Source organism: Sorangiineae bacterium MSr11367 (genome assembly GCA_037157805.1).
Lineage (GTDB): Bacteria > Myxococcota_A > Polyangia > Polyangiales > Polyangiaceae > Pendulispora > Pendulispora rubella.
The window spans coordinates 4,935,571-4,951,231 of the sequence record CP089983.1 but is presented as its reverse complement, the minus strand read 5'-3'; the positions used below and the strand labels follow the sequence as shown (position 1 = coordinate 4,951,231).

Below are 15,661 nucleotides of genomic sequence, written 5' to 3'. Positions count from 1 at the left end.
CGATTGCCCAATGGTATGGATGTATTTCATATCAATCAGTGCGATTCGATGGGGACGATGGGGGGGGAACGCGAATGCTTACGGTCCAAATGCTACAGACGCGATCCCCCCGGCGGTTCGTGAGGTGTGAATACCTGCGTCCAGCCAGGTTCGCGGCGATGGCGTCACGCATAGGAGGAAGGTCACGAATGATGCGGCAGTTCGTGAACGTGCCTTCCTTCGTAAATATGCATTTTGCAAGAAAGAGCCCGTGGACGCCCGCGGCCTGCGCCTCGGGCGTCGGCTCGACGTCGTTCGTTCCCGCGAGAAGCTTTGGCCGCGGCGGGGTGTTGCCAAAGTGGACCGGCGCCTTCGGGTCCGGCACCGGGCAAAGGGGCTGCCCAACAAAGCCGCACGCAACGGAATCCATGCTCGGCTCCGGGCACGTCACCTCCGAGGGAAGGAGCACGTCGGGCGCGCCTGCATCGGTGACGGGCCCCGCATCTGTAACCGGTCCCGCTTCCGCCTCGACCGATGCATCCACGGCCGCGTCCTGGCGCAACTCCGCGGGCGGAGGTCGCACGGGCGGCTCGGGCGTGCACGCCGCCATCGCGAGAACCAGCGGCACCGCACAGCGCATCACGGCGCCCCCTCGGGAAATTGCTCGAGGCCGTCGTTCAATTGGAGCCAAGGAATTCACCGGCCCCCCACGTGCGACGTAACGCACGCCTCCACAAAGACAGCCTCCCATGTACGCCGGTTCCACGTGCACAAGCTTACTACGCCCGCATCGACGTAAAGCTCCGCTCGTGTCAGCGGCACCTACCGTGTCGGTGAGGCGGGCAAAAAAGGTTCACACCGCGCGAAGTCGCAACGACCAACAGGTCGTCGCTCAGCGGGTCCATTTCAAGAAGTCCCCGCTACCCGATTGGACGGTCGCCAAACTTTTGATGCGCATATATTTCAAGCCGGTATTGACCGGCCGACTCGACGATCGATCGAAACAAACATTTCAAGGCGATGGGCATGGATTCGCTGCTCTCGATCGATTTGCTGACGACGCTGGAGGGGTTCTTCGGGCCGATCTCCGAGACGGCCATCGAGCAGTATCCGACCATTGCCAAGCTGGCGAATCACCTATGTGAGACGCGAGCGCAAAAATCTTCCTGACGCCCAGCGCGGCGGATGGTCACCACCAGGTTACGTGATAAACGCAGCTCTCGGCGCCTTCCCTGCGACAAGGGCCGGGCGCATGCTCCACCACCGCGCGCGCTTCGAAGCGCCGCGCGAAGCCGAGCAAGATGCCCTGGTCCAAATCGCAGGGATATGGGTTCTCGCACTCCATGACGATGGAGTTCTCCGTGTCGAGCCGACCTCGATAGGTGTAATGACCAATGATATCCACCATGCGGCCGGACCGGATATCGAGCATTGCCTCGCCATTCTGGCGATGGTTCAAATGGTATGCGGCATCGATGGCGCGCATCATCCCGTGAATCTCGTGCACGTCGAGATCGGGCGGAAGAGGCACGTGCTGCGCTTTCTGCTTGCCGGTGTCGACCGCTTTGATGGGGCCGACCGCCGCCATGAGGGCGTGAATCACGAGAATGTAAGGCTCCATCGGCCACCACGGGCGCGTGTCGGGAATGAACCATCCCGTGTCCGCGAATTCGCCAAGGCCGTGGTCCGCGAGGATGCGGTTCGCGGTGGCCGTCATGGCGCCGAAAAATTTCGGCAGGTAGGCCTTCACCTCGATGTCCGGATGCACGAATCGCATCCATGGGCGAGGGGGACTCTTCGAGCGCGATTTCAATTCCTGCCGTGGCTGTTTGGCGTGGATGGGTTCCGTCCGCTGCGCCAGATCCATCGCAAACTTCGCACGCACGCGCGCGGTGATGGCCTCCATCGGCTCGTTCACGGCGCCCTCGAGACTCGCATGCAGCGCGGCACGCATCGCACGCGCCGAAGGCCATCGATCTTTGGGGTCCGACGAGAGTGCCTTGTCGACGAACCGCACGATGGACGGCGCCAAGTCCGACGCCACGTCGCCGAGTGAACGGGCCTGGCGGGTTGCCGCCGCCGCGAGCTGTCCGGCGCCGCTCTCGCTCTCGTGCACGAATTGACCCGACAAGAGCGTGAACATCGTGGCACCGGCCGACCAAATGTCGCTCGCAGGCCCGACGGCGTGGCGATCCCCGAGAGCCTGCTCGGGCGACATGAAGGCAGGCGAGCCAATCGTGTGGCCCGTCAAGGTCGCACTGCCGTCGCGCCCCGTACGCCGGGCAATTCCAAAATCGAGCACTCGAACTTCGCCATCCGCGACGATGAAGAGATTGTCCGGTTTGATATCGCGATGAACGATGCCGATGGCGTGTGCGCTCTCCAGCACGTCGAGTGTATCCGACACGATCACCCCGACGTCGGCGAGCGGCATGCGGTGGCCCCCGTACTCCCACCGCGAGCGAACCGTTTCGCCCTCGAGCAGCGGCATGATCAGAAAGGCGCAACCACTCTCGTCGACGCTGCAGTCGAGCACCGGCACGGCCGCGCGATGCGGCACCTGATTGGCCACATTGGCCTCCTGGCTAAAGAGCCGGACCATATGGGCGTCATCATGAAAGCGCTCCAGAAGAAACTTGATCGCCACGCGCTGACCATCGTCTCGGGTCGCCGCATAGACAACGGCCGTACCGCCGATTCCGATCAAGCGATCGATCCGGCATTGGTGGACCACCGTTCCGATGCGTGCGAACGCACGCTGCGAAGTCGACGAACGCGAAGACAACGGCACCACCCCTTCCGACCCGCCAAGCATGGGGCAAGCGCCGGCAGGCCGTCAAGGCTGTTTGCGACGGTGCAGCGCCAGAGTCGCCCTGGTCAGACGCACCTCCCCGCCGACAAGCGAGTAGGAGTCGTCAATACGAAATAGCATATTCGGCGAGCCGGCGCCGCGCTCCTCCACGCGCAAGGGAAGAGCGCAGCTGACAAGTTGTCTTGACAACTTCGTGGAACCTGGCATCCTCGGGGTGTGCTCGACCACGGATCTGCGTTGCCCCTCTACCATCAGCTCGCCGAAGAGCTCTTGGCCCAGATCACGGCGGGGGCCTACACGCCGGGTGCGCGCATTCCTTCCGAGCACGAGCTCGCGTCGACGTACGGCATTGGCCGGCCAACGGTGCGACAGGCGACCGATTCACTGATTCAGCGCGGCGTGCTCGTGCGCCGGCGCGGGAGCGGCACCTTCGTGAGGAGCGTCCCGGCTCGGGTCGAGCTGTTCTCGCTTGGTGGCACGCTTGCGTCGTTCCGTGAGGGCGGCGTCGTTCTCGCTCCGACTCTCCCCGAAAAGCCCGTGCGCCGGCGCGTCGAGGAGGAGGCGCATCCACTTTTCGACCGGGAGGTGGTTCGCATCGTCCGTGTGTCGAGCGTCCGGCGCGAGCCCGTGCTCCTGGAAGAGATGGACTTCGACGCAGAATACTTCGTCGACCTCGAGAAAGTTCCGTTGCGCGGCCAGTCCCTTTCCGAGGTCGTCGAGCAGCGCTATCGCATGCGTCCGGTCGCCGCGGACCAGACCTTTGGCGTCGAGCAGCTCGATCGCGTGCGCGCGCAGAGGCTCGGTCTCGAGGAGGGCACGGCCGTGCTTCGTGTGGAGCGCACACTTCACTTTGCCACGGCAGAGAGCGCAATCTTCTGCCGTCTCTTTTGCCCCGAGGGGCGTTTCGTGTTCACGCAGCGTATCGGAGGACGAACCCAATGATTGAGCGCGGCCATTACGGCCAATTCGGTGGCGCGTACATTCCCGAGATCCTCGTCGCCACGTTCGACCAACTCGAGGAGGCCTTTCGCGAAGCGAAGAGCGATCCCTCCTTTTACCGCGAGTACGAGACCCTCATGTCGAGGTATTCGTGCCGCCCAACACCGATCACCTTCGCCGAGAACCTCACGCGCCATTTCGGAGGCGCGCGCATCTTCATCAAGCGCGAGGATTTCAACCATACCGGCGCGCACAAAGCGAACAACGCCCTGGGCCAGGGCCTGCTGGTCAAGCGGATGGGAAAGAAGCGGGTCATCGCCGAGACGGGGGCCGGTCAGCATGGCATCGCCACGGCCACCATGGCGGCGAAGTTCGGCTTCGAGTGCACCATCTACATGGGCGAGGTCGACGTGGCCCGCCAAAGGCCGAATGTCTTCTGGATGGAGCGGCTCGGCGCGACCGTCGTTCCGGTGAAAGACGGCAGCCGCACCCTCAAGGAAGCCATCAACGAAGCCTTCCGCGACTGGCTGGCCAACATGGATACGACGCACTACGTGCTCGGCACCGCGTGCGGGCCTCACCCGTTTCCCGAAATGGTGACGTACTTCCAATCGATTGTCGGGCGCGAGGCGCGTGAGCAGATGCTCCGTCTGGAGGGCGTGCTGCCGAAGCGCGTGTATGCGTGCGTGGGCGGCGGTTCGAATGCGCTGGGCATCTTTTCCGGATTCCTCGAGGACCAGGGCATCGAGTTGGTGGGCGTGGAGGCGGGTGGCCACGGTCTCGACTCGGGGCAGCACGCGACGCGTCTCTCGTCCAAAGATGCGAGCATCGGCGTCGCCCAGGGCTACAAGACGTACTTCCTCCAAGGCCCCGACGGGCAGATGAACGAAACGCACAGTGTCGCGGCCGGGCTGGACTACGTGGGGGTCTCGCCCATCCTCGCCCACTACCGCGAGACGGGCCGCGTGCGGTTCGAGGCGGCCACCGATCGCGAAGCCGTGGATGCCCTCGCCCTCACCATCAAGAAAGAGGGAATCATTCCTGCGCTGGAGTCATCGCACGCGTTTGCACAGGCCTTCAAAGAGGCCAGCTCGCTCGATGCGAACGACGCCATTCTGATCAATCAATCCGGTCGCGGCGACAAGGACATCTTCACGATCGCCGACGCCTTCGACGATCCGTCGTGGCGGCAATTCATCATCGACAAGGCGGAGGTTTACCGTGCTCGAAGCTGAGATTCGTCGTAAACAAGCGGAGAAGGGCCTTCTGCTCATGACGCACGTCGTACTCGGCTACCCGAGCTTCGACGATACGCGGCGCCTCGTGGGCTCGATGGTCGAGGCAGGCGCCGACTTGATCGAGCTGCAGATTCCATTTTCGGAACCTCTCGCCGACGGCCCGGTGATCGCGCACGCCAATCAAAGGGCGCTCGCCGCAGGGTCCACGGTCGACCGCTGTTTCGAGCTGGCATCCGAACTCGCCCGTGAATATCCCATTCCGTTTCTCTTCATGACCTATTTCAACATCCCGTTCCGGCGCGGTGTCGAGCGCTTCGTGGGGGATGTGAAGGCGGCGGGCCTTCGCGGGGTCATCGTGGCGGACTTGCCGCCCGAAGAGGGAGACGCATTCTACGGCACGATGAACCGCGCAGGACTCTCCCCCGTATTCTTCTTTTCTCCGCGCTCGACCGACGCACGATTGGCCGAAGTTGCACCCCATGCTCGCGGGTTCGTCTATTGCGTCGCCCGCACGGGCGTGACCGGCGCGGTCACCGAATTTGCGTCCCTCGACGGCTACCTCGCCCGCTGCCGTCGTGCAACCTCGTTGCCGCTCGCGCTCGGATTCGGCGTGAAGTCCAAGGCCGACCTCGAGTCGCTGCGCGGCAAAATCGATATCGCCGTCGTCGGCTCGCAGGTGATTCGGTTGGTGGACGAGCAGGGGGTGGCGGCCGTGGGGCCGTTCATCCGATCGCTCCAGCCGTGATCTTCGCGCCCCGGGCGTCCGCATAGCACATTTCATCGCGTGCCCCGCTCATGCGCAGGCACCGCCACTCGTGGGATCGATCGCGCCGTCGTGGCGCACCGTCTCATCGCGATGGCGCTGGCGTGATCGTCATGAGACGCTGTCGTTGTTCGCCTAACGTCACCGTGAGAATTGAAAGTTCTTCGCGGCGGGAAACACTTTCTGGGGGGGCGGCGCGTAGACTGACAACTATCCATGAATCGCTTTCTTGCAACGACCTCACTCATCACCTTCATCGCTTCCTTTGCCTGCTCCAACAAAGAGAAGGCCACCCCGCAGATCTCGGTCGGTGAACTGCGCCCGGGACAGTCTTACGAACTCACGGCCACCGACCCGATTCGATGCGGGCAAATCCGCCCCGCCCCATTGAGCGACACGAAAATCGAGGCCAATGTCGTGGGGAAAGATCTTCGGATCAAACTCGACGCCTTCCGCGCAACGTGCGGCGCGGCACCGGCGTTTACCGCAGGTGGTGGAACCACGCTCCTGAACGAGCTTTTCGTCGGGTACTACCCAGAAGGTTCGCCCAATCTCGATTGTGTTTGCTCGGGTACGCTGCTCGTGAAGGGCCTTCCGGCCGGATCGCACATGCTGATGGTGCACGCGCCGGATCGTCAGGGCAAACGGACGGAGTTCAGCCAGTCCATCGAGATTCCCTGAAATCCTTGCTTACGCGGTCGATCTCCTTTACAGGGGGTGCGGACGTAGGAGACCAAAGCCGTGGCCGCCAAATTCGATGGTAAACACGCCCGCGCCAACCTGTGGGTGACCCACCAGAACCTGGCGCGCGCCAAGGGAGGCCGGCCGCAGTATCAGCCTCCGGTCCGCAAGGGCCCAAAGCCGCCGAAAGACACCGCCGCGCATACGGCGAATGCGGAGCCCGCCACAGCGGCCGCGCCCGCAATCGCCGAGGTGCCGGCCGGCGATGAGACCGGCGCTTAGGCCTTAGCCCTTAGCGGCCCTCCAGCATCGCGAGCAATTCGTCCTCCGAGAGCACCTTCAGCGGTGCCCCCTGCCCGATCAGCTTTTCGGCCGCCTTTTCCTTGGTGGACTTCGGACCGCTTTTGTCGGCGCCAACCACCAGATACGTCAGTTGCTTCGTCACGCTGCTGAGCACTGCACCACCCAGCGTGCGCACGCGCTTTTCAGCCTCGCTCCGAGAAAACGCGACCATCTTCCCGGTGAAGACGAACGAGAGGTTCGCGAGGGGCCCTTCGCCATCTCCTTCGTGGTGCGCCGGCGCCACGATGGTGACGTGCGCCCGCAAGGCGTCGATGAGCGGGCGTGCTTCGGCCAAGCCTGCAACGACGCTCTTGGCGATGGACGCGCCGATGCTGTGCGTCTCCAGGAGCCCCTCTTCGGTCACCTCGAGCACGGCGTCGAGCGTGCGGTAGCGGTCGGCCAGGATGGCCGAGACATGCTTCCCGAGCTCCGAGATGCCGAGGGCGCGCAGGAACGTCGCGAGCTCGAGGGAGCGTTTTTTATCGACCTCCGCGACTAGCTTTTTGGCGATTTTCTCGCCACTTCGCTCGAACTTGGCAATGTCCTCCCAGCGCAGCGCGTAGAAATCGACCGGGGAGCGAAGAATCGCCGCCTTGTAGCCGTGCTCCAAAATTGCATCGCCGAAGCCGAGCATGCCGATGGTGGCCGCATAATGGGCCAGCTGCCCGATGACCGCGCTCTTGCAGGTGCTCGGCGTGGTGCAAAAGATGAAATCGCGATCGCGTCGAACGGGGGAACCGCAACTCGGGCACTGCTCGGGAATCACGACGGGATCGGTCCCGGGGGTCGTCACGTTTTCCAAGTTGGGAATGACGCCGCCGCGGCGCACGAGCGTGACGTGCGCCCCCAATGTCAGACCCAGATTGCCAATGAATGCGACATTGTGAAGCGAGGCGCGGGTGACGGTGACCCCCGACAGGTTCACCGGATCGACGATGGCGACCGGCGTGATCGCCCCCGTGCGTGCCACCGACCATTCCACCTGGCGCAAAACGGAAATACCTGAATCGCCCTGGAATTTGTAAGCAATGGCAAATCGCGGATGGTGCGACGTCTGCCCGAGACGGCGCTGCTCTTTGATCGCATCGACCTTGTAAACGACGCCGTCGATCTCGTAATCCAATGTCGGGCGCCACTCGGTGAACTTCTCGAAGCCCTCCATCACGCGGTTGCGCTCGAGCACGAGGTAATCCACCTTGGCAAACCCGAATCGCGCGAGCTCCTCCAGCTCGGCGACTTGCGAATCGGCGCGCGTGCCGATGAGATCGTAGGCGGCGAAGGACAGTTCGTACGCGGCCGATTTCGCTTTGTCTTTCTGCTTGATGGCCCCCGCCGTCAGGTTGCGCGGGTTGGCCATCCCGGCCGCCTTGAACTTCGCAAAGACGGAGAGGCGCATGTAAATCTCACCGCGCACCTCGATGGTCTCTTTGGTCGGGATTTTCGCGGGAACGTCTTTGATTTCGAGCACGTTCACGGTGATGTCGTCGCCCACCGAGCCATCGCCGCGCGTGGCCGCGACCCGCAGGCGGCCGCCTTCGTAGTGGAGCGCGCAGGCGATGCCGTCGAATTTGGGCATGGCCACCACCCGGCCTTCGAAGGACGCGGCCCACTGTTCGAGCTCCGCCGGTTCGTAACACTTGTCGAGGGAGAGCATCGGTTCCTTGTGGCGGAACTCTTCCCCGAGAACGCGCTTACTGGGCCCCATTTCGGAGAGCACGGGGGAATCGGGCGCCAAATCCTTCAGGCGCCGAACGAGCTTGTCGTATTCGACGTCCGAGATTTCAGGGGCCGCCTGATCCCAATACAAGTGATTGTGGTGGCGGATCGCCCCTTCGAGGGATTCGATCTCGGGCTTTTCCTTGGTGCTCTTGCTCACGGGTTCTCCGGATCGTCTTCGGGTTCTGCAGATACGTCGCGCCGTTGCGCGCCAAACGGGTCGAGGTCGGCCTCGGTGGAGGGCTCGTCCGCGCCATGCTTCGTACGATGAAGTGCCTGCGCCAACCTGTCGAGCGCGGCGCTTTTTTCCACGCGCGCAATCCAGCTTGGATCGATCCCGGCCGTTCCAACCAGCGCGCCGGCGATGGATCCTGCAATGGTGGCGATCGAGTCGCTGTCGCCCGAGGAGTTTGCGCCGCGGAGCACGGCGTCGCGAAAATCGCCGCGTGCCCGTAGGACGCACCACAAGGCGGTCGCCACCGCTTCCTCGCCGATCCACGCGCCGCCGAGGAGCTTGCAAACGTCGTCGCTCTCTTGGTGCTGCGCCGCTTCGACGGCATCGAGCGCGGCGAGCATCTCGTGCGCGCCGATGGTTTCGGCCAGGGCCGGCGTGCATCCCATGTCCACGAGAAACGCCGCATCGAGCCGGGCCACGCACGCGCGGGTGAACGCGAGCATTCCCTCCGTCGTCCGCTCGCGGATCGCAAAGGCAACCGGCGCGGCCGCCGCCACCGAGCTGGCGATACCCGTGGGATGCCGATGCGTGAGCGAGCTCTGGGCCGCGGCCACGCGAACGAGCGCGTCGGTGTCCTCGGCGAAGTAGAGCCCGACCGGCGCAGCACGCATGGCGGCGCCGCACCCCTTCGAGTTGGCCACGCCGGCCTCGCGCCACGGGGCGCCTCGTTCCAGGTTGCTGCAGCCGCGCAAGCACGTGCCGCCCGGGGCTCGGTTGTTCTCGCGCGAGCGCGCCCACGCGACGAATTCCTCCCCGAGAACGCGCATCGTCGCGTCCAGATCGCCGTGACCGTTGCGGACCAGGGCGCGGGCCACCGCGATGCTCATCTGCGTATCGTCGGTGAAGGTTCCCGCCGGATGACCGCCGCTCGGTTCGAAATCGGTCACACCGCGTTCGCCCCAGCGGGCGCGGATGCCGGCGACGGAGCTCACGAACTCGGTCGGATGGCCGAGGGCATCCCCGATGGCCAGGCCGAGGATGCTGCCGCGAAAGCGTTCGAGTTCACCGACGTCGTTCATCGCGCCTCATTCCTGATTATTCCTGGTTCGCGCGCGCGAGGGCGCGTTCGAGCGCGGCGGAGAGCATCGGCCCTTTGGAGGGATCGACCATGCGCACGAAGGCCACGCGGCCGCGGAGATACGCGGCGAAGTTCGGATGGTTCTCTCGGTTCTGGGACATGAGGCCGTGCTTGCCCGCATTATGCAGGATCGCGCGGAGTTTGCGGAGCTCGTCGCGCGCCACGCCCATGCGATCGTTGACCACGATCGCGGTGACCTCCTGCCGCCGACCTCGCCGCATGATGCGCGTCTTCTTCGGGTGCTCGACGAACCCCTCGTCCGTGAGAATGCTCCGCACGCTGCGCAGAAGCCGGCCCACGGCGGCTCCGTTGTCGCCGGAGAAGGTGAGATCGTCGGCGTAGCGCGTGTATTGGAAGCCATGCCGCTGCGCGAGCCCGCGCAGCCTCCGATCGAGCTTGCGGCAGACCAGGTTGGTGATGGACGGACTCGTCGGGGCCCCTTGCGGAAGCACGCGCGCACCAATGGCCACATAACACCGGGCCCCATCGAGCATCACGGGAACACGCGGCGGCTCGGTGCAGAGGAGCGCCAGGCACGTCGCCACCTGCTCGCTGTATCCAAAGGAGGAGAACAGCCCCTTGGTTCGCCGATAGGTGATCGTGGGGAAGAAGTCGACGAGGTCCAAGTTGATGACCACGCGCTTTCCCACATGGGTTCGCGCGTTCGTCACGATCGATCGCTCGGGAACGAATCCGTGGGCCTCGGCCTCGACGGACGGCGCCGCCAAAAGCCGCGTATGGATCCAATCCTGCGCGTCCTTGAGGTCGCGCTTGGGCGCGCTGATGCTTCGAATGCCGCCGCTCTTCTTGGGAATTCCGTAGCGATGGTAGTGGACGAGGGCCGTGCCCGCGCGATGGTAGGTGAGAAAACGCAGGCGCGACAGGGTGATGCCGATGGCCGCCACCAGATCGTTGGCCGTGTGCAGCACCGGCAAGGAAAGCGCGCGCAGCTTCTCCTCGTCGCTGCGTGTATCCTGCAACCCCGCGCTGACGCCTTCGCCAGCATGGACGAGGTTCTTTCGCTTCGTTTCGCCCCATGCCGCGCGCCGCTCGGCCGCCGCGACCTCTCGCTGCTTCTTCTTCAGCGCGCGCCGCTTCTTGCTCTCTTCCCAGCGGCGCATTCGCTCTTCGTGCAGCGCCTTGTCCGTGGCGTGCGGACCTCCCGCGAGGCCCTTGGCGGCGAGCTCCGCGATCTCGCGATCGATGCGGCCGCGCTCGTCGACCTCCTCCTTTGGATCGGGCGGAAGCCCCTCCCCTTGGGGCCAAAAGCCGTGCACGCGCATCCGCTCGACCACGAGGTGGACGTTTGCCCCCGCGATGCGGCGAAACAGTTTGGCCTTTTCGTCGTCGTTCGCCATGAAACCCCGCGGAGACCGAGGGCACGAACCGAGAAGATGGAGGATGGGACGGATCTGGCTCTACGAACGCCCAGGGGACGTGCTCGTTCCACTAAAGGCGCCAACGTACCTGTCGAGACCGCGGGGCGCGGAGCGACCCATTCAGCAGCGGTCTGACAGGTGCGTTGGCGCCGAGTGATGAACGGGCGGGTGATGAATGACCGGCACGGAAGCCTGCACGGCGTAACGCCGCACGGTGGCTAGAACGCCCGATCCGTCCCATCCTGCATCCACTCTCATTCGGCTCCTCAGTTTCCTCCTTTCGCTTCATTGCCGTTATTGCCACCGTCCTCGTCGGTGAGGCGGGCCATGTGCGCAAGGCGCAGCGCGAGAAGGTGCTCGCACGGCCCCGTGGTGAGCCCGTGGCTCTTCCAATGGGCGCACGTGCACGTTCCCTCGACGATGCGCCCCTCGTGATCGACCGTGAGCAGCGGGCGCACGCGACCGCCACTCTCGCCGCGCGCACTCCCACTCAGTTTGAATCCGCCGGAGAACGGGCGCCGCATGATGATGCGCACGTCGTCGCCCGCGAAGATGGCTTGCGCCGCCTTGGCCTCCGGGGTCGATTGGCTCGCATGAGGAGCGGCCGGAGCGACCGCCTTCACTGCCTCCTTCAATGTAAATGGGTCCGCGAAAAGATCGCGGTGGCGGTAACGGCGGACGCTGAGATCGTACATGGCGCGTCCCACTTGGCAGAGATGCGATAGCACGCTGCGCGTTTTCTCGATACCCAATTTGGTACTCAGTGCAATCTGCGCTTCGTCGGCATGGCGCACGTGGCGAAGCGACTCGTAGACGAGCATCAACTCTTCGGGCGACGCCGAGACACGCCGCGTGAGAAGGTCGAACTTGGCCCCGCCGCTCCAATCGTTTTCCGTCCAGCCGGAGAGCGCCAAGGTGAAACTCACCTCGCCGAGATCCAACACGTAAATGGATGGGAGCCCGAACCCCGCAAGGTACACGTCCACGTGCTGAACGACCGGCAACAGCCGCGAGAGCACGCGCAATCGATCGCGGCCCCACGTGCGAATCGATTGCGGCTTGTCCCCCGAGTAAACCGCGGTCGCCGAAAGCTCGATGGCGTGCTCCCACGGTTCGAACACGACGCGGATGCGCTTTCCGGGAACGAGCTCGAAGCGCAGCGCACGCGGGGATTTCTTGGCCTTGTGAAGCCGCAAATAGCGGCACACGTTGAAGAGATCGATGGGGGCGATGCGCAGATGCGTTAGCCCCATGGTCATGGTGCTCTGCACCTGAAGGAACCCTTCGACCCAGGTCTCGGGCAGGGCGACTTTCTTTTCTTTGTGGGCCTCGCCGCCGCCGACGGTCACGGCCAGACCGGCCGGCGCAATGTCGAATTCCGTCTTTCGATAGGTGCGAATCCGGTCCAACTCGCGTGCCAGGCGCGCGCTGAAATCGATGTTCGTGGTGCCGCATTCGAAGGCCTCGATGCGCTCGAAAAGATCGTAGCGGGCCCCTACCCGTGCGTACGAACTTTCGTCCTGGCTGAAGGCCTCGAAAAAGACTTCGTCCGGGTGAACGGTGATGACCGGATCGAGGATGTAATTGAGCTCGTACTCGTGGTGAAAGACGTATTCGAAATAGTGTTTTCGTGCTTGGTAAAAGGGCTCGAGTCGCTTTTGCTTGCGGGCATCGAGCTCGCTCCTTCGCGCCTCCAGCTCCTCGATGCGAACGCGGGCCTTTTCCGTGCGCGCGCCCAGCTTCTCGAGAAAGAGGCGGTTCTGCTCGGCCAGCCATGCTTCGAACGCGAAGCGGTCGCGCGGACGAAACTTGAAGTCGCTGGTGACGACCGTGTAGAGCGCCGAGAGCGCCTCCCGAAGCAACAGCGGGCGCCCCAAGGTTCCCTTGAAATAGGCGGCCTCGCGCAGTGCGTTGGTGGCAAAGGCCATTTTGGCCGACGTGAGCCCCTGCACCACGGCACTCTGGCCTTTGTATTTGAAGTCGACGATCACGGGGCGTGGCCTTCCGCAGCGAGTTCGATGCCTCCGTCGACCCGAGGAAACGCTATCTTGATGTGGGTCATGGCGACGACCGTGCGTTCGAAATCGTCGCGGGTACGGCTGCGCGCGAGCTCACCGAGAAGGCGCAGCGCAATCTCCGCCTGATGCTCGTCGGCGAGGCCGCGTGCTGCGAGAAAGGCGATCGCCGCGCGCTTCGTCGGGCGATCGGGCATGACGTCGAGCAACACGGTGCGGAAGAACTCCTCGAGGGCGGCCAGGCGGATGAATCCCGGTTTGAGCTTTTCCGTGACCAGCCGCAAGGTGAATTTGCGCATGTTGCGGTGCGGATGCTGGGCGAGGCGCTCGATCAAATCATCGGCGGAGAGCGTGTCCATCCGGCGCTCGACGAGCTCCGTCCCCAAACGTTGCACGTCGACGTGGTGCGCGTCGCACAGGCCGACCAGCGCGTCGAGCGAGAGGCTCTCCACGTCGAGGGTGGTGCGCAGAAGGCCGGCGGCGAAGGAGCGCGCATCGAGCCACTCCGAATCGAGCAGGGCGTAAAGGGGCGATGGGTCCGCGGTGAGCGCGTCCGTGTTCCGGCCAAGGATCGCGTGCGCCGCCCGGCGAACGGCCGCGTGGGCGTCGACGGCCATGAGGGTGAGCCTCTCGCGACCAAGCACGGCCTCGGCATCCGCACGCGAAGCCAGCGCGAGTGCCGCGACCCCTTGGGCCGCGGGGGCGCCATCGGCGAGGAGTCCGAGGAGCAGGTCGATGGGCGCCATGGCCGCGATGTCGTCGACCAAGACGTGGGCGATCTGCGCGTGGGCATCGTGCGCGCCGCTCTCGGCTTCGGGCTGGGCGAGCACGTGAAGGAGCCCCTCCGCCAGCGCGCGACGCGTTTCCGGCGTCGCGCCGGCGGGTGCTGCCAGTGCTGCGAGCACGTGCGCCACCACGGCCGCCCGCACGGCGGCATCCGCGCTCTCGAGAAACGAGAGAACGACACGAGCGCTCGCGGTCCAGTGGCTCGTCGTGGTGCTGAGCCATTCGAGGCCCAGCTCGCGAGCCTGCGGCCGCGCATGGCCAAGAAGCGCGCGAAGCAAATCGACGTCGGGGTGCGCCGGATCGAAGCGGCGACGAAGCTCGGTGAGCGCCAGGTCGACCGTTGGCTCGTAGGGAGCGGCCAGCATGGCGGCGACGTCGGCATGCGATGCGCGCTCCAGCGCCTCGCGATGGGCGCGTTGGATCGCCGCGACGGCAAACGCATGCACGAGGGGAAGACGCGCCGCGCTCAGGAGGCGCACGTACCCTTCCGGGTGCAAATCCCACAGCGTTGGATGGGCCTCTTCGCGGATGCCCGCCTTGGCGTTGACCAAGTTGGCCTTCTTGATGCGCGTGCGAAGCGTGCGCCCGTCCACCGTGTGGCGGGCACTCGCGCCGAACAAAATTCGATTCAATAAGTATGAAGCCGAATAACCCCCATAAAGGCCGACCGGCACCTCTTGATCCTGTGGCGAATACGGAATGAGCGCCTCGGCCGCCGCAACGACGTAGAGCTCCGGGCGATGCTGCGCGAGTCTGCGCAGGTACCGCCATCCCGCACGCCGCACGTACTGGGTCGTGCTGGCGCCGAAGATGCGCATCTCTTTCATTTCGCCGTCGAACCCCGACTTGACCGTGGCCACGGTTCCCCCGGCGCCGCGCGCGGCGATCTCGATGCGGTGCATCAACGCGCCGAAGGTCTCGAAGTCGTGGCGGAGCATGGCCCGCTTGAGGACACTCTTGGCATAACGCCAAAGATGCGGGGCCCCGATGGCTTCACCCTCCAACAAGGTGCGCACGGCCGCCACCGTGGACGGGGTGTCCAATTCGTACAGCGTGTCGATGGCCACACCGCGCTGCTTGAGCGGAACGCCGCGAACGGCGTCCACCAGCGACCCGGCGGTGGCATCTGCGGCCGCGAGCGCAACCTGCACCGAGGATGGAAGGCGCTCGAGGGCGCGATTCTTCGCGTCCGCGAGCGCGCTTGGATCGCCCAGCTTGCGCAGCGCCTCGACACCGGACCGCCTTCGCGAAAGGAGCTTCTTTTCGGCGGCCGCGCGCACGACGGACAGGGCACGCACGTCGCCGATCTCGCCGAGGGCATCGATCACGACGGGGAGCTCTTCGTTCGCCTTGGCGGCCAGCGCGAGCAGCGGTTCGACCGCCGAGGGCTCGCGAAGCCATCCGAGGCGCACCACCGCCAGCGCCCGCACGCGGCGTCGTTTGCTCTCGAGCGCCGTGAGCAAATCGAAAAGGCCACTCTTGCGAAACCCCTGGGCGCGAAGCGCTTCGAGCTCCCGTTCGACGACGGCGGGGATCTCCGCGCGGGACAAAGGGCCGTACACGCGCGTGTCGAGCAACGCGGCGCGATTCGGCCCTTTGGCGACCTGCACGAGCATCCCCGTGCCGGACGACGCCGGCAACACGGAGACGAAGGCCAGGCGCTCGGGCCCCTTGGCGCGATAGAGACGGACGTTCATG

Annotated in this window: 13 protein-coding genes; 6 read left to right on the top strand and 7 right to left on the bottom strand. The window is 64.8% G+C overall.

Translation table 11 applies throughout. The annotated features are described in order from the left end of the window. Positions 1–31 precede the first annotated feature (31 nt). On the bottom strand, positions 32–622 hold the full coding sequence (locus LVJ94_19585) for a hypothetical protein (GenBank protein ID WXB09421.1): 591 nt from the start codon (positions 620–622) through the stop codon (positions 32–34). Positions 623–1,005: 383 nt separating this feature from the next. On the opposite strand from LVJ94_19585, the gene LVJ94_19580 reads away from it, so the two are divergent. After that, a complete protein-coding gene (locus LVJ94_19580) occupies positions 1,006–1,149 on the top strand; it encodes an acyl carrier protein (GenBank protein WXB09420.1) in 144 nt (47 codons plus the stop codon). Between the two features lie 19 nt (positions 1,150–1,168). On the opposite strand, the gene LVJ94_19575 is transcribed toward LVJ94_19580, so the two are convergent. Continuing rightward, positions 1,169–2,764, bottom strand: a complete 1,596-nt coding sequence (locus LVJ94_19575) for a protein kinase (GenBank protein ID WXB09419.1) — start codon at positions 2,762–2,764, stop codon at positions 1,169–1,171. 264 nt (positions 2,765–3,028) lie between these two features. Between LVJ94_19575 and LVJ94_19570 the strand changes: the two genes are divergently transcribed. The 5 genes from LVJ94_19570 (at position 3,029) to LVJ94_19550 (ending at position 6,694) form a co-directional block, all read left to right on the top strand. Further along, a complete protein-coding gene (locus tag LVJ94_19570; GenBank protein ID WXB09418.1) occupies positions 3,029–3,733 on the top strand; it encodes a GntR family transcriptional regulator in 705 nt (234 codons plus the stop codon). Further along, positions 3,730–4,965, top strand: coding sequence for a tryptophan synthase subunit beta (gene trpB / locus LVJ94_19565; GenBank protein WXB09417.1), 1,236 nt, complete (start codon positions 3,730–3,732; stop codon positions 4,963–4,965). Before LVJ94_19570 ends, trpB begins: the two co-directional genes overlap by 4 nt. Next, positions 4,952–5,713: a tryptophan synthase subunit alpha gene (gene trpA, locus LVJ94_19560; protein WXB09416.1), complete on the top strand. Its 762-nt coding sequence runs from the start codon at positions 4,952–4,954 to the stop codon at positions 5,711–5,713. The genes trpB and trpA overlap by 14 nt, the downstream gene beginning before the upstream one ends. A 234-nt stretch (positions 5,714–5,947) precedes the next feature. Continuing rightward, positions 5,948–6,412: a hypothetical protein gene (locus tag LVJ94_19555; GenBank protein WXB09415.1), complete on the top strand. Its 465-nt coding sequence runs from the start codon at positions 5,948–5,950 to the stop codon at positions 6,410–6,412. Positions 6,413–6,472: 60 nt separating this feature from the next. Next, positions 6,473–6,694: a hypothetical protein gene (locus LVJ94_19550; protein ID WXB09414.1), complete on the top strand. Its 222-nt coding sequence runs from the start codon at positions 6,473–6,475 to the stop codon at positions 6,692–6,694. A gap of 10 nt (positions 6,695–6,704) precedes the next feature. Here LVJ94_19550 and ligA read toward each other — a convergent pair whose 3' ends face one another. The 5 genes from ligA to LVJ94_19525 form a co-directional block, all read right to left on the bottom strand. Beyond that, on the bottom strand, positions 6,705–8,630 hold the full coding sequence (ligA, locus tag LVJ94_19545; protein ID WXB09413.1) for an NAD-dependent DNA ligase LigA: 1,926 nt from the start codon (positions 8,628–8,630) through the stop codon (positions 6,705–6,707). Further along, positions 8,627–9,724, bottom strand: coding sequence for an ADP-ribosylglycohydrolase family protein (locus tag LVJ94_19540; GenBank protein WXB09412.1), 1,098 nt, complete (start codon positions 9,722–9,724; stop codon positions 8,627–8,629). The genes ligA and LVJ94_19540 overlap by 4 nt, the downstream gene beginning before the upstream one ends. 16 nt (positions 9,725–9,740) lie before the next feature. Next, positions 9,741–11,141, bottom strand: coding sequence for a reverse transcriptase family protein (locus LVJ94_19535; protein WXB09411.1), 1,401 nt, complete (start codon positions 11,139–11,141; stop codon positions 9,741–9,743). A gap of 287 nt (positions 11,142–11,428) precedes the next feature. Next, a complete protein-coding gene (locus LVJ94_19530; GenBank protein WXB09410.1) occupies positions 11,429–13,153 on the bottom strand; it encodes an SWIM zinc finger domain-containing protein in 1,725 nt (574 codons plus the stop codon). After that, entirely contained in the window at positions 13,150–15,660 is a 2,511-nt protein-coding gene (locus tag LVJ94_19525) for a hypothetical protein (protein ID WXB09409.1), read from the bottom strand. The genes LVJ94_19530 and LVJ94_19525 overlap by 4 nt, the downstream gene beginning before the upstream one ends. Between the last annotated feature and the right edge of the window lies 1 nt (position 15,661).